The sequence below is a fragment of the Paenibacillus naphthalenovorans genome, from assembly GCF_900099895.1.
GTDB classification, from domain to species: domain Bacteria; phylum Bacillota; class Bacilli; order Paenibacillales; family NBRC-103111; genus Paenibacillus_G; species Paenibacillus_G naphthalenovorans.
Window position 1 is genome coordinate 24,019 of sequence record NZ_FNDY01000034.1, and the last position, 22,410, is coordinate 46,428.

41 protein-coding genes are annotated in these 22,410 nt (G+C 42.1%); 6 read left to right on the plus strand and 35 right to left on the minus strand.

What is annotated here, in order from left to right; translation table 11 throughout:
* The first annotated feature begins 133 nt into the window (after positions 1-133).
* From BLT35_RS21985 to BLT35_RS21995, 3 genes are read left to right on the plus strand one after another with little or no spacing between them, the layout of a single operon-like run.
* Positions 134-502: a hypothetical protein gene (locus BLT35_RS21985; RefSeq protein ID WP_074729756.1), complete on the plus strand. Its 369-nt coding sequence runs from the start codon at positions 134-136 to the stop codon at positions 500-502.
* Positions 503-538: 36 nt separating this feature from the next.
* Entirely contained in the window at positions 539-958 is a 420-nt protein-coding gene (locus tag BLT35_RS21990; RefSeq protein WP_139170845.1) for a hypothetical protein, read from the plus strand.
* Complete coding sequence (locus BLT35_RS21995; RefSeq protein ID WP_175472035.1) at positions 942-1,148, plus strand: hypothetical protein; 207 nt, start codon at positions 942-944, stop codon at positions 1,146-1,148. The genes BLT35_RS21990 and BLT35_RS21995 overlap by 17 nt, the downstream gene beginning before the upstream one ends.
* Before the next feature lie 115 nt (positions 1,149-1,263).
* On the opposite strand, the gene BLT35_RS22000 is transcribed toward BLT35_RS21995, so the two are convergent.
* From BLT35_RS22000 to BLT35_RS22155, 33 genes are all read right to left on the minus strand, one after another.
* Complete coding sequence (locus BLT35_RS22000; RefSeq protein WP_074729759.1) at positions 1,264-1,686, minus strand: hypothetical protein; 423 nt, start codon at positions 1,684-1,686, stop codon at positions 1,264-1,266.
* Between the two features lie 173 nt (positions 1,687-1,859).
* On the minus strand, positions 1,860-2,033 hold the full coding sequence (locus BLT35_RS27185; protein WP_175472036.1) for a hypothetical protein: 174 nt from the start codon (positions 2,031-2,033) through the stop codon (positions 1,860-1,862).
* 125 nt (positions 2,034-2,158) lie between these two features.
* Complete coding sequence (locus tag BLT35_RS22005) at positions 2,159-2,428, minus strand: hypothetical protein (protein ID WP_074729760.1); 270 nt, start codon at positions 2,426-2,428, stop codon at positions 2,159-2,161.
* The gene (locus BLT35_RS22010; RefSeq protein ID WP_074729761.1) at positions 2,429-3,502 is read right to left on the minus strand and encodes a GumC domain-containing protein; all 1,074 of its coding nucleotides are present in this window, start codon (positions 3,500-3,502) and stop codon (positions 2,429-2,431) included.
* 125 nt (positions 3,503-3,627) lie between these two features.
* Entirely contained in the window at positions 3,628-3,837 is a 210-nt protein-coding gene (locus tag BLT35_RS22015) for a hypothetical protein (RefSeq protein ID WP_074729762.1), read from the minus strand.
* 5 nt (positions 3,838-3,842) lie between these two features.
* Positions 3,843-4,133: a hypothetical protein gene (locus tag BLT35_RS22020; protein WP_074729763.1), complete on the minus strand. Its 291-nt coding sequence runs from the start codon at positions 4,131-4,133 to the stop codon at positions 3,843-3,845.
* Positions 4,134-4,342: 209 nt separating this feature from the next.
* Entirely contained in the window at positions 4,343-4,723 is a 381-nt protein-coding gene (locus BLT35_RS22030; RefSeq protein WP_217634736.1) for a RusA family crossover junction endodeoxyribonuclease, read from the minus strand.
* A complete protein-coding gene (locus BLT35_RS27365; RefSeq protein WP_217634737.1) occupies positions 4,701-4,940 on the minus strand; it encodes a hypothetical protein in 240 nt (79 codons plus the stop codon). The genes BLT35_RS22030 and BLT35_RS27365 overlap by 23 nt, the downstream gene beginning before the upstream one ends.
* On the minus strand, positions 4,937-5,113 hold the full coding sequence (locus BLT35_RS27190) for a hypothetical protein (protein WP_175472037.1): 177 nt from the start codon (positions 5,111-5,113) through the stop codon (positions 4,937-4,939). The genes BLT35_RS27365 and BLT35_RS27190 overlap by 4 nt, the downstream gene beginning before the upstream one ends.
* A complete protein-coding gene (locus BLT35_RS22035; RefSeq protein WP_074729766.1) occupies positions 5,110-5,628 on the minus strand; it encodes a dUTP diphosphatase in 519 nt (172 codons plus the stop codon). Before BLT35_RS22035 ends, BLT35_RS27190 begins: the two co-directional genes overlap by 4 nt.
* Before the next feature lie 193 nt (positions 5,629-5,821).
* Positions 5,822-6,232 carry a helix-turn-helix domain-containing protein gene (locus tag BLT35_RS22045; RefSeq protein WP_074729768.1) on the minus strand — a complete coding sequence of 137 codons (411 nt, stop codon included), beginning with the start codon at positions 6,230-6,232 and terminating at the stop codon, positions 5,822-5,824.
* Entirely contained in the window at positions 6,229-6,396 is a 168-nt protein-coding gene (locus BLT35_RS27195) for a hypothetical protein (RefSeq protein WP_175472038.1), read from the minus strand. The genes BLT35_RS22045 and BLT35_RS27195 overlap by 4 nt, the downstream gene beginning before the upstream one ends.
* 103 nt (positions 6,397-6,499) lie before the next feature.
* Positions 6,500-7,300 carry a DnaA ATPase domain-containing protein gene (locus BLT35_RS22050; RefSeq protein WP_074729769.1) on the minus strand — a complete coding sequence of 267 codons (801 nt, stop codon included), beginning with the start codon at positions 7,298-7,300 and terminating at the stop codon, positions 6,500-6,502.
* Positions 7,194-8,042, minus strand: a complete 849-nt coding sequence (locus BLT35_RS22055; RefSeq protein WP_074729770.1) for a hypothetical protein — start codon at positions 8,040-8,042, stop codon at positions 7,194-7,196. Before BLT35_RS22055 ends, BLT35_RS22050 begins: the two co-directional genes overlap by 107 nt.
* Before the next feature lie 33 nt (positions 8,043-8,075).
* Positions 8,076-8,576: a hypothetical protein gene (locus BLT35_RS22060; RefSeq protein ID WP_074729771.1), complete on the minus strand. Its 501-nt coding sequence runs from the start codon at positions 8,574-8,576 to the stop codon at positions 8,076-8,078.
* Positions 8,563-8,838 carry a hypothetical protein gene (locus BLT35_RS22065; protein ID WP_074729772.1) on the minus strand — a complete coding sequence of 92 codons (276 nt, stop codon included), beginning with the start codon at positions 8,836-8,838 and terminating at the stop codon, positions 8,563-8,565. Before BLT35_RS22065 ends, BLT35_RS22060 begins: the two co-directional genes overlap by 14 nt.
* Positions 8,825-9,037 carry a sporulation protein Cse60 gene (locus tag BLT35_RS22070; protein ID WP_074729773.1) on the minus strand — a complete coding sequence of 71 codons (213 nt, stop codon included), beginning with the start codon at positions 9,035-9,037 and terminating at the stop codon, positions 8,825-8,827. Before BLT35_RS22070 ends, BLT35_RS22065 begins: the two co-directional genes overlap by 14 nt.
* A 40-nt stretch (positions 9,038-9,077) precedes the next feature.
* On the minus strand, positions 9,078-9,320 hold the full coding sequence (locus BLT35_RS22075; protein WP_074729774.1) for a DUF7446 family protein: 243 nt from the start codon (positions 9,318-9,320) through the stop codon (positions 9,078-9,080).
* A 177-nt stretch (positions 9,321-9,497) separates the two neighbouring features.
* Positions 9,498-9,818 carry a hypothetical protein gene (locus BLT35_RS22080; RefSeq protein ID WP_217634738.1) on the minus strand — a complete coding sequence of 107 codons (321 nt, stop codon included), beginning with the start codon at positions 9,816-9,818 and terminating at the stop codon, positions 9,498-9,500.
* Positions 9,819-9,829: 11 nt separating this feature from the next.
* The gene (locus BLT35_RS22085; protein ID WP_083351374.1) at positions 9,830-10,303 is read right to left on the minus strand and encodes an AP2 domain-containing protein; all 474 of its coding nucleotides are present in this window, start codon (positions 10,301-10,303) and stop codon (positions 9,830-9,832) included.
* A gap of 309 nt (positions 10,304-10,612) precedes the next feature.
* Positions 10,613-10,996: a single-stranded DNA-binding protein gene (gene ssb, locus BLT35_RS22095; RefSeq protein ID WP_074729777.1), complete on the minus strand. Its 384-nt coding sequence runs from the start codon at positions 10,994-10,996 to the stop codon at positions 10,613-10,615.
* Positions 10,997-11,800, minus strand: coding sequence for a PD-(D/E)XK nuclease-like domain-containing protein (locus BLT35_RS22100; RefSeq protein ID WP_083351375.1), 804 nt, complete (start codon positions 11,798-11,800; stop codon positions 10,997-10,999).
* Positions 11,797-12,480 (minus strand): Rad52/Rad22 family DNA repair protein, encoded by a 684-nt coding sequence (locus tag BLT35_RS22105; RefSeq protein ID WP_074729778.1) that lies wholly within the window; start codon positions 12,478-12,480, stop codon positions 11,797-11,799. The genes BLT35_RS22100 and BLT35_RS22105 overlap by 4 nt, the downstream gene beginning before the upstream one ends.
* A gap of 198 nt (positions 12,481-12,678) precedes the next feature.
* Complete coding sequence (locus BLT35_RS22110) at positions 12,679-12,975, minus strand: hypothetical protein (protein WP_074729779.1); 297 nt, start codon at positions 12,973-12,975, stop codon at positions 12,679-12,681.
* Positions 12,976-13,011: 36 nt separating this feature from the next.
* Positions 13,012-13,197: a hypothetical protein gene (locus BLT35_RS22115; RefSeq protein ID WP_074729780.1), complete on the minus strand. Its 186-nt coding sequence runs from the start codon at positions 13,195-13,197 to the stop codon at positions 13,012-13,014.
* Positions 13,198-13,530: 333 nt separating this feature from the next.
* On the minus strand, positions 13,531-13,785 hold the full coding sequence (locus tag BLT35_RS22120; protein ID WP_074729781.1) for a hypothetical protein: 255 nt from the start codon (positions 13,783-13,785) through the stop codon (positions 13,531-13,533).
* On the minus strand, positions 13,782-14,015 hold the full coding sequence (locus BLT35_RS22125; RefSeq protein WP_074729782.1) for a hypothetical protein: 234 nt from the start codon (positions 14,013-14,015) through the stop codon (positions 13,782-13,784). Before BLT35_RS22125 ends, BLT35_RS22120 begins: the two co-directional genes overlap by 4 nt.
* Entirely contained in the window at positions 14,012-14,386 is a 375-nt protein-coding gene (locus BLT35_RS22130) for a BC1872 family protein (protein WP_074729783.1), read from the minus strand. Before BLT35_RS22130 ends, BLT35_RS22125 begins: the two co-directional genes overlap by 4 nt.
* On the minus strand, positions 14,386-14,709 hold the full coding sequence (locus BLT35_RS22135) for a DUF1642 domain-containing protein (RefSeq protein ID WP_074729784.1): 324 nt from the start codon (positions 14,707-14,709) through the stop codon (positions 14,386-14,388). Before BLT35_RS22135 ends, BLT35_RS22130 begins: the two co-directional genes overlap by 1 nt.
* Before the next feature lie 227 nt (positions 14,710-14,936).
* Entirely contained in the window at positions 14,937-15,152 is a 216-nt protein-coding gene (locus BLT35_RS22140) for a hypothetical protein (RefSeq protein ID WP_054819748.1), read from the minus strand.
* Between the two features lie 14 nt (positions 15,153-15,166).
* On the minus strand, positions 15,167-15,454 hold the full coding sequence (locus BLT35_RS22145) for a hypothetical protein (protein ID WP_074729785.1): 288 nt from the start codon (positions 15,452-15,454) through the stop codon (positions 15,167-15,169).
* Positions 15,455-15,485: 31 nt separating this feature from the next.
* A complete protein-coding gene (locus BLT35_RS22150; RefSeq protein WP_074729786.1) occupies positions 15,486-16,325 on the minus strand; it encodes an ORF6N domain-containing protein in 840 nt (279 codons plus the stop codon).
* Between the two features lie 13 nt (positions 16,326-16,338).
* Positions 16,339-16,557: a helix-turn-helix transcriptional regulator gene (locus BLT35_RS22155; protein WP_074729787.1), complete on the minus strand. Its 219-nt coding sequence runs from the start codon at positions 16,555-16,557 to the stop codon at positions 16,339-16,341.
* A 169-nt stretch (positions 16,558-16,726) separates the two neighbouring features.
* Here BLT35_RS22155 and BLT35_RS22160 point away from each other — a divergent pair, with 169 nt between their 5' ends.
* Entirely contained in the window at positions 16,727-17,113 is a 387-nt protein-coding gene (locus BLT35_RS22160; RefSeq protein ID WP_175472039.1) for a helix-turn-helix domain-containing protein, read from the plus strand.
* Positions 17,114-17,793: 680 nt separating this feature from the next.
* The gene (locus BLT35_RS22170) at positions 17,794-18,579 is read left to right on the plus strand and encodes a DUF2569 domain-containing protein (protein ID WP_074729790.1); all 786 of its coding nucleotides are present in this window, start codon (positions 17,794-17,796) and stop codon (positions 18,577-18,579) included.
* Between the two features lie 56 nt (positions 18,580-18,635).
* Here the strand turns inward: BLT35_RS22170 and BLT35_RS22175 are convergent, their stop codons facing one another.
* Together BLT35_RS22175 and BLT35_RS22180 are read right to left on the minus strand one after the other, a co-directional pair.
* Entirely contained in the window at positions 18,636-19,946 is a 1,311-nt protein-coding gene (locus BLT35_RS22175) for an ISL3 family transposase (protein WP_074729791.1), read from the minus strand.
* 295 nt (positions 19,947-20,241) lie between these two features.
* Positions 20,242-20,622, minus strand: a complete 381-nt coding sequence (locus BLT35_RS22180; RefSeq protein ID WP_074729792.1) for a YopX family protein — start codon at positions 20,620-20,622, stop codon at positions 20,242-20,244.
* 179 nt (positions 20,623-20,801) lie between these two features.
* On the opposite strand from BLT35_RS22180, the gene BLT35_RS22185 reads away from it, so the two are divergent.
* Positions 20,802-22,352 (plus strand): recombinase family protein, encoded by a 1,551-nt coding sequence (locus BLT35_RS22185; protein WP_074729793.1) that lies wholly within the window; start codon positions 20,802-20,804, stop codon positions 22,350-22,352.
* The last annotated feature ends 58 nt before the right edge of the window (positions 22,353-22,410 follow it).

The window sequence follows — 22,410 nt, forward strand, 5'->3', positions numbered from 1 at the left end:
AGCGGATTCGGTCGATTCGGAGCATAAAAAAATAATTCAAAAAAACTGTTGACTTTGTAATACAGATGGTGTATTATAAAGTCAACAGCAAGAGATAACGAAAAAATAAACCAAAAAGAAAAGGTGATGGAAAATGACAAACGTAATGACTAAGGCATGGGAAATTGCAAGGGCTGGCCAAAATAAGTTCGGCGGTCGCGTAAAAGAATACTTTGCCGAATCTATGCGTTTGGCATGGGCCATCATCAAAAAAGGAGCGAATGCTTTGAAACCGAGTAAAGAAACTGTGTTTGACCTGGTCAGAAAGACAAAAGCGGCTGCTTTGGAATACCACAATCTTGAAGCTCAAGCTGACAAGAAAGGTTTCAAAACTCACGACGACATTCTTAAATCCGAAAAAGCCGCCCGCAAAGCATCTGATTTGAATAAGCAACTCAAATCAATACTCTCTCTCTTTACAGAAGAAGAGCGCAATGCAATGAGAAACGAATTTAACCAATAAGCCGGAGATACCGGATGAGGCGAAAGGATGATAATCATGACACTGATCGAAATGTTAAACAAAGCAAATGAAATAGCTCTCGAGCACAAAGATAAGTACTATTACTTCGGCATACGCTATGAAGACCTTGACCGTGAGATTGGCGACGAGTGCGACTGGTCTAAAGACAATCCAGAGCGAGAAGATGAGCGCGATTTCCCCGCCTACGGTACTGAAGAATACGATGATCTCCCTACACTCGACGGCACATCTGCTTGGAGTCTTGACATTGACCGCTCTAACTATCTACCAGGCTACGGCAACCTCCGCGAATCTGACTTTGACAAAGATGCTGAGCGCCAGTTTAATACATACCATTGCTACGTTGTAGCTGGTAAAAAGTTGGGTCGGCACGATTGTCCCGATGACGGTGAAATTTTAATCAAGGACGCTGTTGTGATTGGCAAACTTTTTTGAGGTGATCCAAATGCAAAAAATTCCCAAACTCGCAGGAGTTAACGAGGCCGCTGAAATACTAGGCTGGAAAAAACAAAAGATCGTTACCTACATCTCGCGCGGTGTTTTTCCTGAGCCTATACAGCGTTTAGCTTCCGGCCCGATCTGGACACGGAAACAAATTGAAGATTACCGCGACTCTCGCTCCTGAGGGTCGTTTTTTAATGCAAAAGAAGCGTCATACCTACCAGATCCACGGTAGAAGTATGCGCTTCTCTTTTGGTTGTCCGGCATGAACTAACCTAATATCATCATATCACGTTTTATCAAGCTGTTTCTGCCTTCTTTCTGCCTTTTGCTCGGTTACTTGTCCGGCTGCTGATTTTCATGATCCAATTGTAGCTGTATCCAAGGTCATCGGCTATCTTATCGAGCGGTTGCCTCAATACGTCGCGTCGGAATGCTACTTGATATTCCAGTCCATCAAACTCGCTCATTTTCTGCTCGATTTGTCGTTTGGTTTGAAGCTTATGCTCCAGAATAGCCACAACGCCCAATAACTCCTCTTTCACATCGTCGTAAGATGTCAACGCCCTGTCCAATGGAATGCGGCTGTATTGGTCTGTTATGTAGCCACGGAAGCAGATTTTTCGTGCCGTGTTCATTTGAAACTCAAGATCCGATGCGCGGAGCTCTAAAATTTCAATTTCTTTGCATAAATCGTTGTACGTTGTCCTCCAATCAGTCATGCCGGATTCCTCCCCTAGTAATCGTTGTCTTTATGCCCCATTATTCCGTTCCTCACAAGCCATTTACCTCATTTGATAATTATCAAAATTGATATCCCAAGAGCTATCCAACTTGTTGTCATTGCTATTCCACTGATCCATAGATTCATTTGTTTCAGCTCCTTTTATGGAGTTTATCTATCCTTGCTAAGTTTCTCTAACATGTCACGATTTAATTTTGCGACTTCTTCAGCGTAAGCCCGTGTTCTTACATCTTCCGAACTACTCGCTATCGCATCCAATGACTTGAGCATGTTATCGATCATCATGTCTTTGGCTAGTTCCTTGTATTCCTTTGTGCCATCCATCTATTCCACTCCCTAAAAGATGAGCCTCGCTAAGTGTTATTTATTAACGAGGCTCAATGATGATAAAACCATTTTACGGCCCCCGCTGACGCTGGGATTATTCGGTCGATACGATGGCCTGCGGCCTATTCCACCATTTCGTATGTTTTCTCGAAAATGTCAGGCTTGCAAGGGTAAAACTCGCCATTCACACCTTTGATTATCCAGTCTCCATCACTCGCGGTCATAGAGCCTTCAATGGTTTTGATGATCAAGTTACCGCGATGTTTACTTATGATCTTAGCTCCCACGGCATTCATCCCGCCAAAAAAGTCTATAACGTCTTTCAGCAGCATTTCATTTGCCCGCCATTGTATCGCTTCAATCACAACAGGCTTTTTTCGATACTTCGCCATCTACGCCACCCTCACTTCTCCAAATACGGCTCTTTCAAGGGCTTCGAGTCTTTCTTCCACTGTTTTCGCCACCACTTCGCCATTAGGCTGCTGTGTTGGTATTTCGATGGGTCCGGCTTGGGTAAATTCTTCATCGATTTGAAACGATCCACCTACTGGCGCAACCACCTCGGGAGGAGAAATCCGATACTCTTCAGCGTAGGCCGTATTATTTTCGTTACGAAAGGGACTCTCCGTTAATTCAGGTACGTTGATTTCAGGCAGTGGGATCTTCACTTCATCCGACTTTTGACGAGCGTTCCAACGAGCAATCCAATCGTCTGCCTTTAAATCGTTTTTAGATTTGATTTCGTTCATAATGTCGCTGAGTTTTTGGCTTGGCTTTGATTCTTTCGGCTGTTGAGCAGCTTCGAGTTTTTCCTGCAAAGTCATTATTTGCTCCGCTTGAACGGCGTTGTCATGTCTCAACTGCATTAATTGCTGTTCCAACTGAACGCATGTGGCATTCGCCGTTTCGGCTTCACGCTTTGCCTGCACCAATTCCCTTTTGTAATCGTCGATAAGATCATTGTAATTCTCTTTCTCAGCAAGATAATCTAACTTAATCGCTTGGATAGACTTGTTCGCCTCATCCAACTGTTCCTGCACCCTAAGCGCCTGATCGTTCAGCAGCCGGTAACGTTCATCCTTTAGTGCAAGAGCCAATTCATTTTCCTGGTGGATTGCCTCGATCTTCTCCGTAACGTATGCATGGTTCAACTGATAGAATTGTGCACGTTTCTCCTCGTACTCAGTGATACCAAAGAGAGGGCGGTACTTCTCACTCGGAAATAGAGCTTCAAACATTTGGGAGACGATGTCCACGTACTCATCGATGGTATCTTGTTTCTTTTGCTCACGTTGCTCTTTTTCCGCTTGTTCGCGTAGCTGTGCGAGCTTGGCTGAAATGTTATTCGCATCATCCACCGCTTTTTGATACTGTGCAATGTCCTGACCTCCATACTGCTGTTTCCGTTCTTCTGCCTCTGTTAACTGCTGTTCAAGCTGGGCAATTTCTGCTGCGATTTGGCTCATTTTCTTATCTCCTTTTGGATTATATTTGCAATGCCGAATCTATGTATTTTGATACCTAAATTATACCACAAATTCGGCATGTTTGCACGTTAAAAACGTTTATTTTACGCGGTTTTTCGGCATTTTCAGTCTGCAATTTGATGCATCCACGGACCGTCTTTTATCCGCATCCGATAGATCGATTCCATGGATTTTCCTACCGCGTTAATTTGAGGAGGTTTCAACTTTCTGTTCTCCTCTTTCAGCTCAGCGATATCCTTAGCCATTTCGGTTATGAGCATTCGAGTTTCTTTGTCCTTTATTTTGCTTAACAGATAGATGTACTTAGCGTCCATGTCGTTCACACCTCCTGCACCATTGATGATGTATCTTCCACTTCTTCATCCTGTTCGTCATCTTCCTTCGGTGTATACGGTCCGTAAAATCGCACTTGGCTGGACTGAAGTTTCCATTTACCGGAAACGATCCGACTTTCTCCCTTGCTGTTTTCTTCTTCCTCTTTCCAAAACGGTTCTCCGCACGATTTCATCAGCTTTGTGATATGCCTCGGAACGCATGTATAAACGATCCATTCCTTGCTTGTATAATCATAAATACAAGTTGTCTCTTTTTCTTCGTTTGGGTGAGCCATTTCCATACCTACTTTCGTCTGTTTTTATAGGGGTAGCCCATATGTTTTGGGATGTCTGTCCTCATTCAGCACCAATCTGTCATTAGATTCAGAAACATAGGGTCTAGTGTGGTGTTTCGGGCTTAATTGCTTCGCAACCTCTAACGTCATCACATAACCAAAATATTGGCCGCTCTCTGACTGTACTGCATAGAGGAGTGGTATTGGTTTCATGCACTTAACTCCTTTATCTCTATTTCCACCCGCGGATTGCTGCTGTAATATTTCACTGTTCGTCCGTCGCACACTTGACCGTCATCTTTCCATATGATTTTGTTCAATGCATCGCATACACCTTTCTCTAAGTTATCCCGGTCTGGCTTAGTAGCGTGAAGTTTTCCGTCCATCAGAAGCTTTTTCTTTATGCTCCAACTCCCGGGGATTGGCATATAAAACGTTAGGTTGACTTCTATCGGACCAGTCATCGGAGCGCCTTTATATTGCTGACGAGCTGCCCAGGCAATCTGCTCTTTGTAGGATAGATACCGCTTAACCGTTTCAATTTTCTTGTCCCCGGGCTGATACAGCTTATATTTGATCCGCTTGACCATCCCGGCTGTCATCCGTACCGTTCCCATTGGTTCTATCGGTATCACTAGTTTCATATTGGCTTAACACCTCCTTGAGCTTATAGATTGCTTTTTCTAGCCCATCTTCATAACCGGAGTGGTATTGCCGCTCGTCTGCCCATTTGTCTCTGTACTTCCTGTGGTGATAGTTCCACGATTCCTCAAGTTCCGCTATCACCCGTTCAATCGCTTCCCTCATTCCACTTTACCTCCCTCCATTGCCTGCAACTCCAAAAACTCCTCATCAACCGGGATTAACTGGATCTCATCGTTTACACATGGTTGCAATTTAGCCTTTATCCGCTCTGCCTCTAACAGCGGGTAAGCATCACTTAATGGGAAATTGCCTACTTGGATTTTGTACATGTTCATACGATCACGTTCCTTTCTTTGTTTAATTTGGATTTTTCGATGTAATTGGATTCGATTTGTTCCCAAGTAAAGCCGAGCATAAATCCTAGATCCAAAAAATAATTAAATAATTCACGGTAGTAATCATCATCATTCATCATGCTTGCCATTCTAAAAACCATATCAAATCGCTCAATAATAATACGCTTGTTGTTCTGTTCTCCAATAGTCGGAAAGTTAACCAACACGTTATCACGTTCAATCTCTAATCCAATCGACAATATGATACTGAGACAATCTGTGTATTCTTCTAGGAGTGGGTTACAATCAGTGATGATTATGCCTGTTTCACTCCAAGCTTCCATCCTTGGTTTTTGCTCACTCTCCGGCCTACGATACCGGAACCCTCTCCACTCATTAGCTAGCTCTCCTAGCTCCGTTTGGAGCCACAGGATATCTTTGCTCAATCTGTCCTCTACATGGCTATATGGCTCGTCTAGTTCCTTTTGTATTTGAAAGAGTTTGGTTAGATTCATGCTGATTCTCCACCCTTCACTTTGTGATCTGGATTGAGTGTCCCGTACTTCTCCAGCAGATATGCTTTGATTCGTTCCCGGCCCCACATTTGTTCGCTGTAATATGGTTTGTATGTGTCTTTACGATCTTCTCTCCTGCTGGCTTGGCATCTTTTTAACTTTCCTACTTTTCCGATATCTGTCCCTCTCATGGTTATCCCAACCTTTCAAGCACATAGTTTAGTTGCAGCTTAGTCAAACCTACACGCTTAGCAAGCAAGGATCTCTTTTGTTGTTTGTGATGCTTAAGATAAAACGCTTGCTCAGGTGTAATCTTGGTATTAATCAATCTGTCGATCAGATGGTCAGGCCTCTGTTTGCTGTTGCAGACCTTTTCTTTGACATGTTTTACTTCATGCGGTACATCTTTTGCCGTGTAAATGCAAAATTTGTTGTTTAATCCTCCTCTTTCGGACTCCACCATGCCGTAACTGATTAGCGCCCTGATGTAATCTTTGGCCGTGGTTCGTTTTAAGTCTGTTACTTTCAAAATGTCCGTCATAAATCTGTTCCCGGATTTAATAGCCTCATATACATCGGATTGTCTTTTGGTTAAGGTGATCATGCTGATCTTCTTCTCCTCTCTCTTCGTTTGATCATTTTAAACCGGTTATATAATGCCTTTTCTTTGTCCTGCTGTTTCTTTTTATGCTGCATCAGCTTTAATGCGGCGTAGCGTAATTCAAGATCTAAACGGTCATCGGTGGCGATTTCGTAAAGTTCGATCATCCCAACATTTCCTCCATTCGCTCTTTTTTCCACTCTTCTATTTGCCATTCGATTTCCTCACGTATGGCTTCACATGCGGCTTCTGGATCAAATTCGTAATCGTTCATACTGCGTCCTCCCTCAAGCGATAGTTCAACTCCCGTCCGCCTTTGAGAATAATCCGGAAGTCTTTGCACATCTCGTTGATCCGGCTGCCGAGCCCCTCGTCTATGTCGCACATTTCATCTATGTCCCGTTCGGAAGAGATGATGATCGGCTTTTTCTCCATATACCGGTAGTTGATGACTGCAAACATCTGTTCAATTTGGAACTGGGTCGGCTCTTTGCGTCCTTTGAACATGTCGTCTATGTAGAGCACATCCACTTTTTTCATGCGATTGATTTTCTCTTCCATCTGGCTTAAGTCATCTTTGATTTCGTTAAATCCCTCTACCCAAGGGAAGTAAAGTACCGATGGGTAGCGGATCACGTCATAAAGGTATTTGGTTTTCATAAGTTGATTGCATACAGCCATAAGAAGATGAGTTTTTCCGCATCCTGGACGACCTAGTAGGCAGATGCTGTTGTGCCGCTCGTCCTTGATCTCTTGAAAGTTGTCAGCGTAGATCCGGGAGAATTTATAAGCGTCAATGACTGCTTGTGGCCGGCCACTTGTTTCAAAGTTATCGAATGATCGTTTAGAAAACTCGGATGTGATTTTGCTGGAACGGAATGAGCGTTCTAATTGGTTCTTATCGCGGCATTCACAGAACCGGTATACTTCCACTCCGTTTTCGTCACGTTCAATATATCCTTCCTCATCCCGACACGTTGGACAATTGTATGACTTTGTCGGCCCATTTGCTTGGGAGAGCTCCGGTTTTGCCTCCCGTAATTGGCTTATCCTCTGGAGTAGACTGTCCATGTCGAATCTGTCCTTGAGACTTTTCACTTTGTTCACCTACTTTTGGTTTCAGATGTTCTTTCTTAGTGATTCCGTCCTTAACCATTCCTTCAAGTGTTCCCAAACAGTATGCAATTCGTTTTCCGCTTGATTTTTTAATGGCCGCTTCCATAACTTCCAAGTCCACGACTCCGATGTATGAAAAAAATTGGTCTAAAGGGTACGGCTTGTCCATAGATATATGATGATCGTTCAGTATTTTTAAAAGATGGTCTTCGTGAAGATTGGATGATGGAAGAGAGAGCAGTTCTATTCCCTTTCCTTTCTCTTCTTCTTCATTTCTTTTCTCTTCTCTTCCTTTCTTTTGGGCGGTAGTCATACCTTCTCGTTCAGGTACAACTACCGTAGTACTACGGTAGTCATCATTTGGTGGTGGAAGCTTGGATTTTTGTGGCTTGTTTATCGTTTGATGCTTCTTAAAATTTGTAATCATGATGTACTTTTGATGATCAACCTCATAACGCCGGATTAGCTTTCTTTCTTCTGCTGCCAGAAGGTTTAACCACTCCTCAACCTCGTGCAATTGTATTTCATGGTCATATGGGAAGATTAGCGACTTGATCAACGATGGATGCCCGTTTAATCTTCCTTCATCGTCAGCTTGAGATATCAAGCCCATAAACAGCAGCCTAACAATCGGTTGGACCGTCCCAAGCTTTTCATCGATCCAGAAGCTTGGGTCAATCATCCTTTTTCGTGCCACTTCCTTCCCCTCCTCTTTGGTGTTTGGATTGGGTTATTTCCCTTCGATCTTGGCTATGATGGAACGGGCGATGTTTTTAATCTCCGTCACATAAACAAGCGCCTCGCCTTTCTTGAACTCTGCGATCTTCTTCATTCCTTCCAGTAGTGCATTCCGTTCCTTGACAATCTGCTCACTCTCTTTTCTGTACTCAACCGCAGCCCGACGCGCTCCATCTCGTTCAGTTAACGCTAGATTGAACCTGACGAGCAGTTCGTCCCGTTCCTGTTCTGCTTGTATTGCTCTTGCTTCCAAAGCTTGATATTTTCTGAGTAGTTTACCGTGTGCGGATATCCACTCTTTGCACAATCTTTCCTCTGCATCTCGTTCCTCTTTCAGTTTGGCTATTTCCTCTTGGGCGGAATGGTCGTCAAAGGTGCCGGACTTAATCTCGTTGAATACTTCGATAAGAGCGCGATACACACCGTCATATAATCGGGCATCCGCTTTGTTATCAAGCCACTCCAGCAGTTTTTGTTTATCAATCAGTTCCATGGGATACCTCCTCGTATTTCTCGATCAACTCAAGGAGTTCGTGAGACTGCGACAGCGTTATATCAACATCAACGTTCGGAAACTCTACTGTGTACCATGGTTCTGATTCTGAGGTGCTTGATCCGTACGATACGATTTCGCCGACTTCATCAGCAGGGACAATCACACTCATACCGCCGTCATATAAGTAAAATGAGGTGTCTTCAATCATCTTCACTTTGTCTCCTGGTTCCAGCAGTTTCTTTTTATCAATCAGTTCCATGGGATACCTCCTTGTAGATGATGAGAGCTTCGCGGTAAACCTCGTTCACCTTTTCCCCGTTTTGCATGATCGCAAATTTGATATCGATAATTACTTTGTTTGGATGATTTTCGAGGAATTCCTCAATCTCGTCTTCTATCGTTTTCCCAACATATTCGACTACAAGAAACACTTTAATTTCACTCGCTTTACATAGCATCTCATTTCCTCCTTATGTTTTGCGGCTTGCCGCTTTTAACCTATGCTTCTAAATCTTTTTCCATGGACAATCTCCCTAATCCTTTGAATCTCACAGCGTAATATCCTGTTTCCTTCGCATGATGCATCATGTGTTCAAATACCGCTTTAATTGCTTCGTCCGTAATGTCGTGCTTTTCACCTTGCCAAACTTTAAAATTTGGATCGTTTTTCAGTGGCTTACTCTTACCTACATATATTGTTCCAGTGATTGGAGATACACCTAAATCAGGTCTACTTTTCATGGCTCATTTCCTCCTTATGTTTATGTTTTGCGGCTTGCCGCCATCGTCCCGACCGAATCCGCTCAGCGATAGCGGAGGCCGTATAATTTACTTCCTTTTCATCTCCCAAATAACCTGATATATAGCCATAGGAGCATATAAGATATAGTCATACCAACTGATTTTCATATGATGACCTCATTTCTTCGCTTCCTTAAGCTTCTTTACCGATACACAATAACACTCGAACTTCTTTCCGCAGATGTGCCAGAACTTGCCTTGTCCGTTACAGAAGATACATGTGATTTTATGTGAGCTTTCTTCAGCCTTCTCATCAACCAACTCGGCGGATTTAAACCATGTGGTAGTAACTTTGGCATGATCATCAAGAACATCTATCTCTTCCATGCCCACAATATCGTCGATACTGTCAAATCCGAGTTCTTCTAATTCATAATCAATTTCATATTCGCGTTCCAATATGACTCTTAATTTCATTTCGATCACCATTCCTCCCATGTATTTCAGTATTAAATAGCATTCAATCGTGCAAAATCACCATGGTACTTTAAAGCAGCTTGGTTATAAGCTCTTGCCGCTTGTTCCATCGTTGGATAACAACCGATGTGAATAAGTTTTTTATTTACCTTGATCCTCGCGATCCACGATTCACGTTTACTTGAAGTGTTGCGAAATACGCCTTTATACCCAGACTTAGCTATTTTTCCATTACGGTTAGTGGCATTCTGCAAAGGCGTTGCAAACCGTAGATTTTCTTTGCGGTTATCAATCCGATTTCCGTTTTTATGGTCTATAATTTGGCCATCTTGAGCGCCCATGATTTCGCGATGCATCAGAACCTTCCACTTCTCACCTTTGTTTCTGTCCCCGAGCCTGTATGCGTATCCGTATTGCGATTTGTTCCAGCGAAATTTTGATAATCGTGCGTAATCTTCATCGTCAACGAGACAAATTTCGCCTTTACCTAATATCAACTCTTTCATACAGGGCCTCCTTCAAAAGTTTTTAACCAAGCTCTTCCCTCCGCTGTCTGATCAGCCCATATATGGCATGTAAGGCAAAGATGGAGCAAGTTATGTACCTCTGTCCGCTCTAATTTCCATCTCCGCGTGATATGAGCTGCATGTACCGCTTCATTACCGCATCCCTGACGCTCACATTGGCCTCCAGAGCGTTGTTTGAGTTCCGCGCGAACTTTCGGACTAATCGCCCCTCTTGCCTTTGCTGTGGGCTTATAGCGCTTATATGAGGGCTTAGGGCATGGATTAAATGGAAGTCCCATAGGTCACCTGTCAGAATGGCAAATCTGAATCAGAGATATCAATCGGTTTACCGTCATCCTGGAATGGATCTTGATGCTCAGAAGGTTTCCCATCCAAAAAACGAACATTACTGGCCGTAAACTCATGGACATGTACTTTGCGACCTTCGTTGTTCTCGTAACTTCTCGGACTGTACCTTGCTTCCACGGAACATAAGGAACTTTTCTTCAAGTGATTCGCGCATGCTTCCGCTGTCTTGCTCCATGCGACGATGTTGATAAGATCGCTTTTGTAATCACCTTTAGCAAATGGGTTATAAACCGAAATCGTAAATGTACAAGTAGCGGTCCCATTTGGAAGGTAACGCAGTTCAGGATCCTTAATCAGTTTTCCAACAAAACAACATGAATTCATCTAAACTACCTCCAATAAGCTCATATAGTGGATCATGCCTTGTACTTTCTTTGTTTTACGGCAATATCGGCACCTCTCGCAACGCTTCGGATCCCGAATCCCCTGCTTTACATCGATAATCCGCGGTAAGTTCTCACGAACCTTCTCGAGCTCCTGCTCGATCATCTGCTCGTCAAAGCAGATCAGAGCCTTATCCGGTTCATCCTCTTTGCTCACGGCCAAAATCAGCGGTTCCAGCCGGTCAAATCTGCGGCTATGGATGCGCTCGAGTTCTGCGTAAACCGACATTTGGATGGTGTAGCCGTATGCCTCGATAAACGATCCGTACCGGTCACCGAGCCAATGCTTTTCACGGATGGACTTTACCGTCTTTAAATCCGTAAACCGTCCTTCATCCGGCGCGTAGACGTCTAATTTTGCCTTCCAGAGCGTTCCAAAAAGTTCAGCAGTGATAATGACTTCCTTTTCGCCTTGAAGCATCCTGGAACAAATCTCGTCGCTTAAAACGGATTCGATCATTTTATCAGCTTGTTTGTACTCTGCTTTCAATTCGCCTTTGTTTTTACCGGTTGAGCAGAAGATTTCCGGATTCTTCTGTTTGAATAGTTCTATCGCTTCCGTACCTTCAATCGCTGCATGTACGTAGGAGCCAAGGAGTAAAGCATCGTTGCTCGACTCCTTATATTCCCCTTTGAGTTTTGCCATGGCTTGCGCTTCACATTGGATGAAGCTTTTGTATTGGCTGACTGACATATAGTGCCAGTCAGCTTCATTGCTGTAGTAGTTTTCTTGGGTTAGAATCATGCCGTTTGACCTCCACCCTCAATTTTCTTTTGTATCCACTGAAGGAAGGCTTGAGCTTTATCCTCCGGCAACTCACTGAGTTTGCATCCATAATGTCGCTTTAATGTTGGATCAAGATCATTCTGCTTGTAACCGAGTTTCATCCATCCTGATTTAATATCCCCGATCACCTTAGGCGTGATGGATTGTGGTTTCTCTGTTTGTTTGGCGTCCGACTTTTCATAGGAATAACCCTCTGGCAATGCCCAAGCCGGCAATCTAGGTTCTCTCGACAACCGGTAAGATTTACCCATCGGCTCAATCGGAACCCATTGGTTTTCGAGGTTGTAAAGGTACCGTCCAATCCCCCACTGATACCCTGCTCGTTTCATAGCATCCGATAAGCCACCTTTTACGGCCTCCTCGTTACTGTCATCCGCACCATCTTCTTTTGTAATCCATTCGTCTCCAAATTTGATGGAGATTGCACAAATCTGACTATTGTTTTTCCACTCACGGAATTTGTTCTGCCAATTAAATGGGCCAACAACTTCATCAAGTCGGTTCATGATAGCTCTATTGGTAACGTAGGCAAGCGCGATACCTTTTGTTTTTTCCTTATTTGTGGCACCTACACGCCATTCAATATCTTCAGGAGAAAACGGGGCTTGTAGTTTTTTCATTATTTCCATCGCATCCATATGTCCAATGCCTCCATTCTTGTGTTAAAATAAAGGTGAACTTATTGAAATGGGTTCCTTACTTGACGCCAACAGACTGCGAATCTGTTTGGCGTCTTCTCATTCTTTCCAGCCTTTTGAAGCTGTTGACTATAGCTCTGACCATACGGCGGTTTCCGCGTCTGTCCCATTCTTTGGCTAAGTCTAAGTGACTAATGATCACGGTGCGTTCACCCCATTTTCAATGAGTATTTTCTGAAGTTCAGACTTCATTGCGCTCAACCGGTTTACCATCTGTCTTTCATTTCCCCAATCTTTAGGAGGGACGTAAGTGTCCATTCGATATCTATACTCGATGTCGTTATGATCTTTGGTTTTTGTTATCCTTACATCAAAGCCATTCACATGGCCGGAATAGTCGCAGAAGGCTAGATGTTCCGTGAATGTATTGACCATGTATGCAAGCATCTGGATCTCGCCTAATAAAGTCGCTGTTTTGATCTTAATGTCTATCATGCCATTTCCTCCTTTAAGGTCTTATACGGCTTGGGATTATTCGGTCGTATCGGGGGCCTTCGGCCTTTCTGATTCGGGTTTGATATCTCTACCAAGTTCCTCCCACATCTCTTTGAAAGCGGCATACTTGCCTTTTAAAAACTGTGTTTTCTTATGCTGCATCTCAATGGTCAATAACATTGTTTTCTGCCATATGACCTTCCGTATCTCATCTTTTGTCATGTTATGTTTTTCATCCTTTCCATCGTCCCGACCGAATCCGCTCAGGCGTAGCCGGTGGCCGTATATTACTCACATTCATTCAAGCATCCAATCTCCCCACATATCCCGCATTCTTCTACTGTCTCTGCTTCCTTACCGCAATTACCGCATACATCGACTTTGTAACTGATTCCCCAGGTTCTACCACCTAACGGATAATCCACTTCTATTCCTTGTTCAATAGAGCTGCCGCAGCATAGGGAGACTATATTTAAATCAAGTGGACGGTAGTTTGGATTTGATATCATGGTTGATCTCTCCTTTAGAGTGGATTTGTAATAGGAGATGATGTCGTCAATTGTTTTGAACACTTGCTTCAACTACTCCCTTAGCCCATTTAGCAAAACTTTCAAGTGGATACGTAAACTCTTTTCCTTTGTACGGACCTGCAACTTGAATGAATCGTACTCCAGTATCACTTTTTCTCTCCGGATAAGTAAGATGAACAACGGGTAAATTCATTTCAACAACTTTCCTCGCAGAATATGATCTAGGACCAGACTTTCCATTGTGGTAAGTTGCACCTACTTTAATTTCGTTTGGACTCATGCCGTTTTCGCCTCCTGCCCAGCTGCTTCACTAAGCTCCCATACATACTCCAACTGTTTCTCTGCTGCTTCAATCTCCAACTGCGCTTCCCTAAGACCCTCGATCATCTTCTCTAAGTCGTGATCAATAAAATGTTCAATCTCGTTCATAAATCCGGTGCCACTCATGCGTTTGTTGCTTGCTTGGAGTTGTTCTAAGCGGGATATCATGGTCCATAGGTTTACTTTCATTGGTTATCTCCTCCGTTCATTATTGCGAGTAGAGCAGCTTTACAGATGGCTTCGGGGGCTGAATTACATGTGACTTCGTGCTCATGTATCCGGTCTAAGTAAAACAATGCTGTCCATTCTTCGCTTATAGAGTTAATGACGAATACCCAATCGTTTCTTTTCATCTTCTCCACCGCTTTCCATGCTGCGGATATGTCAGCGGAAAATTTAGGTACATTGTACCAACGGTTTCTTTCGGTTTCTGAGTACATCCACCCCCATAAAATGTCGCCCATGAATTTCACATTCCACCCCATCACCTTTTCAGCCACCAGCGCATCCAACTCTCTCCCAGATGGCATAGCGAGTATTTCTTCACGCGATAAGGTCATTAGTCGTTCACTCCTTTGATTTTGATATTTAACGCGTTCAGTGTGTCGATCATGCCGTTTCGATAAGCATCTTGGTTTGGTGAAAACATGTTGTCGTATAGATGCTTTATAATTTCTTCTGGTGTCTGTTCTACTTCGTATCCGTTGACGAGGGCTTGCAGTAGTGTGTCAAAATTATCAGCGGCATAATTTGCGAAATCGATATTGTTTTTGTCTTCGCCGCTTGCAAATGTGTAAATGATTGATGCATTATCGCATCCAATATTTCTAAAACGTTCAATCGCTTCCGCCACTTCCCTAGGCAACTTCACTTTTTCGCTCATTCTGCTTCCCCTCCCAGCTCTCTAAATCAATCACCATCGTAGGCACTGAACATAGTGACTCAAGCATGCATTCTTCACAGTGCGGTTGAAGATGTTCATGTACAAGGTACTTTGCTTTACGGTTGCAGCCGGTGCAGGTCATGTTAATCTCTCCCTTTTATAAATTAACCGCGACTATTTACTCATATATGGGTATATTTAATGGGGCTAGTCCACTAAGGAGAGGCTTATATCGCCTCGCCGCGTTCGTGACACTCATCAATGATGGCCCATATCGCCGCTTCCAAACGATCCATTTTTACTTTTCGTTCTTCATCAGTCATAGGATCCGGCGCGAATATTTTGATAACTGTCCCGCCGTGATATAAAATCTCTGCTGGCTTCTTATCCATGTCATCACCTCTATGGTGATGTATATGTCTTCTGGCTTGGACAGTTTGCATGTATTCACGCTCCTTTACTTAATGCGAGTTATAATTGGCTGTTCTCTAATTTTCGGTCCAATTTTTAAGTATGCTTCTTCAATTACAGTCATAATTTTTTTGTACAGTTCGGAATCATGTTCACACGCATCTGTTATGACTTGCACTGCAATAGGGGCAATATAATCATCTGTGTAAACCCAATCAGCGTGTCTCCAATTTTGCAGAATCTCTTGAATGTCTGATTCGTACAAGTTACTGTTATCCACTTCTCTTAAGTAATCTCTAAATGAAACTTCTACTCCGTCAATTTTTGTCATCATAGTTGGTAGTTTTTTTCATTGATTCACCGTCCTATTTAACACGTCGCAATGTGGTTTTTATTTTTTCTTGCGAAAGTAATCCGACTAAGATGTTATTGAATTTATCCAAGCAGCCCATTCGAACCATAATGTCAATTCCGTTTACTTTTGATTTCAGGGTAGATTCGGAGTACCATTTGCCTGACTTCCGGTTGTATTCTTTCTGGATGCGTTCGCGTTCGTTTTCTACCCTTTGTCTAACATCAATGCCATGAATCCTTTTAAGGATTTCATATACCTTGTTGTAAACTTCGTTGTGTCCAAGTCTAGTCCACCTGGCAAATTCATTGACCGTGCTTACCACTTTGGCATGATCCGGTACCGCGGTTATATATTCGGCGATGTTGTTAACGGTCGTTTTTACTTCCTCAACATCGTTGATCCTTTCTTCAAGCTGGGCTTGTTTAGTTTCGAGTGCTTTTTGTTTCTGTTCCATCATGATCATGAATTGTAATTGTGGGCTTAGTGCGGATAGATCAGGCTGAGATTGCTTAGATTCTTCTACTTTCTTGTAATAGTCATCAACGAGCTTTGAATATGCGTCCCATGCCTGATCGGTGTTAAGTGATTTTGCGTGAAGGAACGCACCTTTTTCAGTCCAGAGGTATATGGTGTGGGCTGTTTTTAAGGAAGCATGAATTTCATGCTCGTTAATGAATTCTCTTCTTTGATCGCCGGTTAGAACGAAAAAATGTTTCCCTTCTTCGTATCTTTCTTTGTTGTAATTAAAGTTGTAATTAATTCGTTTAAAATCAGTTCCAAATACTTCAGCAAGTTGAGCAGAAGTCAATACTCTAATACCTTTTTGTTCAATTACTTTTAACTGATTCATTTTCTTCATCTCCTTATGCTGTTTTGTTTTGATTCATATCGAATCTCTTTTGATCAAAAAAAATCTTCCAGTCAAACTTTAAAGCTGATGCAATTTTCTTTGCTACAGCAACACTCAAACCTCTACCATTTTCGATGTTTGAATATGCTGTGCGACTAATACCGGACAAAATAGCAACTTGAGATTGAGTTAATTTTCCTCTTTTTTCGATTAACCATAAACGTTTTTCCATACTTGTTCACCGCCTTTTCTGTTTCGTATTGAATCACCTTACAATTACATAATACTGATTCATAACGAATCTGTCAACACATATTTTATTCTTTTTGAATCAGAAGGTGTAAGGATTCGAATTGAATCATTATAATAATAATGTTCGTACTTGAATGGAGGTAATAATCTTGAAAATAGAGAGGTTGAGAAAACTACGAGAAAAGAAAGGAATATCGCAAACAGAGGCTGCAAAAAGATTAGGTATAGTAAGAACTACATATTCTAATTATGAATCTGGGAATCGGGAGCCAGACATAGAAACGATCGAGAAAATAGCTAGGTTTTATGATGTATCGGTGGATTATCTATTGGGTATTTCTGATACAAAGAGAGCCTCGCTGGTCTCGAATGGTGTCCTGGAGGCTCATAAAAACGCGGCTGTAATTGCCGAAATTGCAGATAAATACGGGATCGACTTATCAGACCCAGCTAAGAAGAAGCAGCTAGAGGGAATAGTGAAATTGATTGTTGAGAATTATGTAGCCGATAAATCTGATGAAGGACAAGAATCATAGTAACGTAATATAATGTTCATAACGTCTTGCATAAACGTTTCTGGGTGCTCATTCGTTATTGACTGGATTTCGTCAAAGATTTCTTGTCCCTTCTGATCTCTTTGCTCCATCACATCAACCGCCTCTTATGTTAGTGTTTCTATTATATAAGAACAACCGTTCCCATTCAAGATAAAAAATGGGTTTTGGTAGCCCTTACGTTTCAGAATATGACAAATAAGCGGAAAAAATATGTGATATTTGTCACAGTTTCATACATATTGCATCAAAATTCTGAACTTTCATAGAGTACTAAAGTTTCATTGTGTAAAATTTATGGTAAATATATTATTTTGATGACGCGAGAAAATCCCCTAGCCGATGGGGAACGATATAGGTGAGATTATGAATAAAGACGACGGAAAAATAGATTTACGAGACCTAGATGATGCTTTTAATGAAAGCGAAAGCATCTCAAATATTTTTCCGGTTGGTAAATCGTACGACGTCGTACGATTTCCAAATTGCTCATATGCTTGAATCATCCTTGTTGCTGTCTGCGGCACAATATCAATTGAATCCAACCACTAATTCAATGAATTCGGCAATAACGATCCAACTGAACGGAAATATCTATGTTTTACGGAGGAAGATAAGCAAATCCCCCAGCCGATGGGGAAAAGTGAAGAAGGTTGTTTAGTTTGAGTTCATTATTCGTAGGCTTAGCAAGTTTAATGGCATTTCTTGTATATGCAGGTAGTGTTATTATCCATATTTGGACGCTTGTTATAGCATACAACAGCAGCGGTATTGCAGCGGCTATATTATCTTTCATATTCCCTGTAATTTCACAATTATATTGGTGTTATTATGAATGGAAGATAAGTGGTTTAGATTCCCCTTTCATTCAATGGATAATTGTTTTGTTGTTAATCTGGATATTTTCATTAACACTCGCTATAGCAGGTAGATTTTTGGAAAATAAAAAAACAAGAGATGAAGCTTCGGCCTCAGTAGCAGGTGATTACATTGATGCCAATTATCCGATTGGATTTGGCGGGTGGCTCTATTTAGTTGCACTTGGGGCAATAATTGCATTTGGTCAATCACTGTTTTATTTGTTAGATACACTAATGCCATTGTATACGTCCGCAAGAATACAGGAGATATCTGAGTATAGCCCAACACTTGCTTTCGCTGTGTTGTTTGAAACAGTTTTCAATTTATTTAACTTGTCAATTCTTTTACTCGCAGCTTATCAGTGTTTTAGACTTAAAAAAGCATTCTCCAAAACAATGATACTATTTTACTTATCTGCACTCATATTTGGATTTATTTACATATTGATAATCAGCATTGTTCCTGAAATCGACAAGCGTGTGATAGAAGAGCAATGGGGTCAACTGTTTAAAGCTTTAATAACATGCGTCATCTGGATTCCGTATATGATAAAATCAAAAAGAGTGAGAAACACATTTATTTACTAAGCCCTCCGGGGCTTTTTCTTTTTTTCGGTTATTCGTAAAAGTGTATTGAAAAAGGGTCATAATGACCCCTCTTCGATACGTTTGATTAGGGTTGAAATGTCTGTTCCGAGTGTGACGGTTTGCTCTTCGATTTCAGGACGTTGGTAAGTGAACATGTTGTACATCAGTTCAACGGATTTCTTGTAGTTGGCTTTCGCTTTCTTATGTAGTCCTTCTGAATACAGCATTTTTGCCCTGAGAGCTTTGAATGAGTAACCACGTCCCATACGGTTCACCACCCTTGTTAAGCCGTTTATGGACTCTGTATAGGCATTTGTAACCCTATGAGTGAAATAGTTATTGATCTCATGTTGCCAGTTGCCGTAAGCCTTGATGATGTCGCTGAATGCCGATCTCATCCCGTCTGGAATAGATGCTTGCCAAGCTGTATAACGCTCTTGTGCTTCCTTTGCGTCGGATGCTTCCCATATCTCATAGAATGCTTCTTTAAGCTCGTAGGCTTGCTTGAGACGGGGGAAGTTAAGCGTCCAGGAATCAAGGATAATCTGCTCCATCGGCGTTAAGTCCTTACGGCGTTTAAGCATCAAGAAACGATCATTTTTCAACTGCCTGCGTTGCTTTGCGTCCAATTCTTTGCGGATATTCTTGCGGATTGTTTCAACCGCCAGATTAGCCATTCGCACGACATGAAACTTATCAACGACTATAACGGCATTGGGAAGCGTCTGGCGAACTGCATCGCGGTAAGGTTGCCACATATCCATCGTGACGATTTCAACGCCTACGCGGTCAGGCAGATGGCTTAAATAGCGTATAATGGTCTCTTTATTGCGGTCCACCAGAAGATCAACTAAGACGTTCTCTTCTACATTGGCGATTACGCCTCTGGGTTTGCCGAGTATATGGATTTCATCGATACCCAACCATCTTGGCGTAACAAACTGATGAGATGTTTCAAGGAAGTCAATGTACTTGTTGAAGATGTTTCGTACCGTGCCTTCGCTTATGCCAAGTTCATCCGCAATACTGGTGAATGTACGCTTTAGCGATTGCTCTTGGACGTATTCTTTGAATCGAACGGTGCACATGTGGTCGTCATCAATATCCCAAAGTATCTCGCGGAACGTCGATCCGCAGTCTTTGCACAAATAACGCTGGCGGTTAAGGATGATGCCGACACGTTTGCCGTGGATAGGTAAGTCCATGAATAATTGACGTTTGGTTCCGAATTTCGAAAGCTTGGCTTCTAATGAGCCGCAATTAGGGCAGAAGTCTGGAGGATTCGCGACCTCTGCCCATATTTCGTAGCCATGTTCTTTTAGTTCTGTTTTAGTGACTTTCAGTGATGGGATGTTCAGTATGTTCATTGCGAAACCCTGCCAGACACTAAATCAATAAGGAAGTTCCCTATACGCCTATCGTGTTTTTTTTGTATCAATTTGTACAACTCATTGCACGAAGGGCAGAGGTCATATCCTGCATGATTCGTTGCACACGATTTACAAATCTGATTATTACAAGTTTCATGATAGCGACCGATCATTCGTCCCTTTTCATCCTTCATGCTGGTCCAGGCATAACCGACAACGAAATCACATAGCTGAGTAGCTTCATTCTTCTTGCAAAAGGAACATGGATATTTTGGTAGTTTGATTATGTTCATTAGGCTATCAACTCTGGGTTTTCGTATTTGTTTCCGATGACTGAGCATGTCAATGGATGATACCCGTTAGAATAAGGCTCGTAAGTAATCTCTCTTAATGGTATTTCGATCTTGCCTGATTCTTTGATCAAAAAACAAGCATCTTTATAAATGATTTCCGCAACATAGTGTCGTTCGTCAGGGCTGTTAGGCATCTCGGTAACTTCAACAACATCACCCTCATATATCTCAACGCCTTGTTTGTCCTTGAGCCCTGTGTATTGCAAGACAACGAATCTGGGGTCTCTTGCCCATTCACCAATGATGTAATCATCATGAAGGTTAGTGGTCATAGTTTTATGGAGGGTATCCCACCCACGAAACTTAATGTCTCTTACCATTTTTTCATCCTCCTTTTTATTACCATTGTACTATTTTAGGGGGTGATTTCAACACACTTTTACGATTTTTGATAGTTTGAACAAAGAATTTATTTCAACACGTTTTTACGAAGAGCCTTTTTTTCCAATTGTGCAGATATGAGAACGTTGATAAGATAAAACATGAAAGGAGGATCATCATGGAACGAGTAGCAATATATCTCCGAAAAAGCCGTGCAGACATGGAAGCAGAAATGCGCGGCGAGGGAGAAACATTAGCCAAGCATAAAAAAGCGCTGCTTCGGTTTGCGAAAGAGCGAAATTTAAATATCATCAAGATTCGTGAGGAAATTGTATCCGGAGAATCCCTTCTTCATCGACCTGAAATGCAAGAATTACTACGGGAAGTAGACTCAGGATTGTACGACGGAGTTCTCGTAATGGATATGGATCGGTTAGGCCGCGGAAACATGCAGGAACAAGGATTGATACTAGAGACGTTCAGAAATGCGAATACACTTATTATAACGCCTCTCAAGACATATGACCTGCGTAATGAAATGGATGAAACTATGTCCGAGTTTCAGGCATTCTTTGCGCGGCACGAACTCAAAACGATAACTCGCCGGATGCAGGGCGGGCGTAAACGTTCCGTTCAGGAAGGAAACTATATTGCCACACGGCCACCATACGGATATCAGATTCATAAGACGGATCGTGAGCGCTTCTTGGTACCGGATCCAGAACAGGCGAATATTGTGCGACTAATCTTTGATTGGTACGCCAACGGGATTGAAGTGAATGGTAAACGTGAGAAAGTAGGGGCAAATAAGATCGCGCTTGAATTGAACAAGTTTTGCAGAACTTATACAGGTGGCCTTTGGAAATCATCATCTGTTTTAAATATAATCAAAAACCCCGTTTACATTGGCAGAATACAATGGGGCCGAAAAGAACAGAAGAAATCCACCACCCCAGGAAAACAACGGGATATCAAGTCAAGGCCGAAAGAAGAGTGGATAGACGCTAAAGGGAAGCATGAACCACTAATTAGTGAAGAGCTATTCAACCAAGCTCAGAAAATATTAAAAGGAAAGTATCACGTGCCGTATCAGCTAGAAAACGGTATAACCAACCCTCTCGCCGGTTTAATTCGGTGTGGATACTGTAACTCATCCATGGTACTTAGACCGTATACTAACCAACCTGCACATATCAAGTGTTATAACCAATTTTGCGTTAATAGATCATCCAGGGCGGCGTATGTAGAGGAAAAGCTACTTTGGAGTTTGGAGCAATGGTTGGCTCAACTCAAGATCGAACTAAAGGAGCGAAAAAATTCACCAAACATGGGTGTTGAAGCTAGGCAAACTGCTCTGAAAACATTAGAACGTGAATTGAGCGATACAGAAAAACAAAAAGGTAGTCTCCACGACTACCTCGAAAAAGGGATCTACAGTATCGAAACTTACCTAGAACGATCTAAGATATTGGCAGAACGTACAGAATCGATTAAACAGGCGATTGAAAAAATAAAATCTGAGATACAGAATGAAATGACTAGGGCGAACAAAAAAACAAATATCGTCCCTAAGATCAAATCAATATTAAAATTATATCATAAGACCAAGGACCCGGCAAAGAAAAACGAAATGTTGAAGTCCATTGTTGATTTTGCTGTTTACCGAAAAGAGAAGTGGCAAAGGAACGATCAGTTCGTGCTTGAACTTCATCCAAGCATAGAGAGATAAACCATTGCGGTTCTAAGGAAAATTATCAACACGGATAAGGAGTAAATGTTAATTCATT

Bases quoted from the DNA above. Each gene is read 5' to 3' on its own strand.
- BLT35_RS22115 (WP_074729780.1), bottom strand. From the start codon at position 13,197: ATGACAAAAGATGAGATACGGAAGGTCATATGGCAGAAAACAATGTTA.
- BLT35_RS22105 (WP_074729778.1), bottom strand. From the start codon at position 12,480: ATGGATGCGATGGAAATAATGAAAAAACTACAAGCCCCGTTTTCTCCT.
- BLT35_RS22085 (WP_083351374.1), bottom strand. From the start codon at position 10,303: ATGAAAGAGTTGATATTAGGTAAAGGCGAAATTTGTCTCGTTGACGAT.
- BLT35_RS27195 (WP_175472038.1), bottom strand. From the start codon at position 6,396: ATGATCGAACTTTACGAAATCGCCACCGATGACCGTTTAGATCTTGAA.
- BLT35_RS22065 (WP_074729772.1), bottom strand. From the start codon at position 8,838: ATGGAACTGATTGATAAAAAGAAACTGCTGGAACCAGGAGACAAAGTG.
- ssb (WP_074729777.1), bottom strand. From the start codon at position 10,996: ATGAATTCATGTTGTTTTGTTGGAAAACTGATTAAGGATCCTGAACTG.
- BLT35_RS22030 (WP_217634736.1), bottom strand. From the start codon at position 4,723: ATGGTCAAGCGGATCAAATATAAGCTGTATCAGCCCGGGGACAAGAAA.
- BLT35_RS22185 (WP_074729793.1), top strand. From the start codon at position 20,802: ATGGAACGAGTAGCAATATATCTCCGAAAAAGCCGTGCAGACATGGAA.
- BLT35_RS22130 (WP_074729783.1), bottom strand. From the start codon at position 14,386: ATGACCTTATCGCGTGAAGAAATACTCGCTATGCCATCTGGGAGAGAG.
- BLT35_RS22050 (WP_074729769.1), bottom strand. From the start codon at position 7,300: ATGGACAGTCTACTCCAGAGGATAAGCCAATTACGGGAGGCAAAACCG.
- BLT35_RS22125 (WP_074729782.1), bottom strand. From the start codon at position 14,015: ATGAAAGTAAACCTATGGACCATGATATCCCGCTTAGAACAACTCCAA.
- BLT35_RS22020 (WP_074729763.1), bottom strand. From the start codon at position 4,133: ATGGCTCACCCAAACGAAGAAAAAGAGACAACTTGTATTTATGATTAT.
- BLT35_RS22075 (WP_074729774.1), bottom strand. From the start codon at position 9,320: ATGAAAAGTAGACCTGATTTAGGTGTATCTCCAATCACTGGAACAATA.
- BLT35_RS21990 (WP_139170845.1), top strand. From the start codon at position 539: ATGACACTGATCGAAATGTTAAACAAAGCAAATGAAATAGCTCTCGAG.
- BLT35_RS22045 (WP_074729768.1), bottom strand. From the start codon at position 6,232: ATGATCACCTTAACCAAAAGACAATCCGATGTATATGAGGCTATTAAA.
- BLT35_RS22155 (WP_074729787.1), bottom strand. From the start codon at position 16,557: ATGGAAAAACGTTTATGGTTAATCGAAAAAAGAGGAAAATTAACTCAA.
- BLT35_RS27185 (WP_175472036.1), bottom strand. From the start codon at position 2,033: ATGGATGGCACAAAGGAATACAAGGAACTAGCCAAAGACATGATGATC.
- BLT35_RS22035 (WP_074729766.1), bottom strand. From the start codon at position 5,628: ATGAATCTAACCAAACTCTTTCAAATACAAAAGGAACTAGACGAGCCA.
- BLT35_RS22140 (WP_054819748.1), bottom strand. From the start codon at position 15,152: ATGCAAACTGTCCAAGCCAGAAGACATATACATCACCATAGAGGTGAT.
- BLT35_RS22080 (WP_217634738.1), bottom strand. From the start codon at position 9,818: ATGGGAGGAATGGTGATCGAAATGAAATTAAGAGTCATATTGGAACGC.
- BLT35_RS22175 (WP_074729791.1), bottom strand. From the start codon at position 19,946: ATGAACATACTGAACATCCCATCACTGAAAGTCACTAAAACAGAACTA.
- BLT35_RS22060 (WP_074729771.1), bottom strand. From the start codon at position 8,576: ATGGAACTGATTGATAAACAAAAACTGCTGGAGTGGCTTGATAACAAA.
- BLT35_RS27365 (WP_217634737.1), bottom strand. From the start codon at position 4,940: ATGAGGGAAGCGATTGAACGGGTGATAGCGGAACTTGAGGAATCGTGG.
- BLT35_RS22120 (WP_074729781.1), bottom strand. From the start codon at position 13,785: ATGAGTCCAAACGAAATTAAAGTAGGTGCAACTTACCACAATGGAAAG.
- BLT35_RS22180 (WP_074729792.1), bottom strand. From the start codon at position 20,622: ATGGTAAGAGACATTAAGTTTCGTGGGTGGGATACCCTCCATAAAACT.
- BLT35_RS27190 (WP_175472037.1), bottom strand. From the start codon at position 5,113: ATGAACATGTACAAAATCCAAGTAGGCAATTTCCCATTAAGTGATGCT.
- BLT35_RS22015 (WP_074729762.1), bottom strand. From the start codon at position 3,837: ATGGACGCTAAGTACATCTATCTGTTAAGCAAAATAAAGGACAAAGAA.
- BLT35_RS22135 (WP_074729784.1), bottom strand. From the start codon at position 14,709: ATGAGCGAAAAAGTGAAGTTGCCTAGGGAAGTGGCGGAAGCGATTGAA.
- BLT35_RS21985 (WP_074729756.1), top strand. From the start codon at position 134: ATGACAAACGTAATGACTAAGGCATGGGAAATTGCAAGGGCTGGCCAA.
- BLT35_RS22100 (WP_083351375.1), bottom strand. From the start codon at position 11,800: ATGATTCTAACCCAAGAAAACTACTACAGCAATGAAGCTGACTGGCAC.
- BLT35_RS22145 (WP_074729785.1), bottom strand. From the start codon at position 15,454: ATGATGACAAAAATTGACGGAGTAGAAGTTTCATTTAGAGATTACTTA.
- BLT35_RS22110 (WP_074729779.1), bottom strand. From the start codon at position 12,975: ATGATAGACATTAAGATCAAAACAGCGACTTTATTAGGCGAGATCCAG.
- BLT35_RS22000 (WP_074729759.1), bottom strand. From the start codon at position 1,686: ATGACTGATTGGAGGACAACGTACAACGATTTATGCAAAGAAATTGAA.
- BLT35_RS22005 (WP_074729760.1), bottom strand. From the start codon at position 2,428: ATGGCGAAGTATCGAAAAAAGCCTGTTGTGATTGAAGCGATACAATGG.
- BLT35_RS22010 (WP_074729761.1), bottom strand. From the start codon at position 3,502: ATGAGCCAAATCGCAGCAGAAATTGCCCAGCTTGAACAGCAGTTAACA.
- BLT35_RS22070 (WP_074729773.1), bottom strand. From the start codon at position 9,037: ATGCTATGTAAAGCGAGTGAAATTAAAGTGTTTCTTGTAGTCGAATAT.
- BLT35_RS22150 (WP_074729786.1), bottom strand. From the start codon at position 16,325: ATGAATCAGTTAAAAGTAATTGAACAAAAAGGTATTAGAGTATTGACT.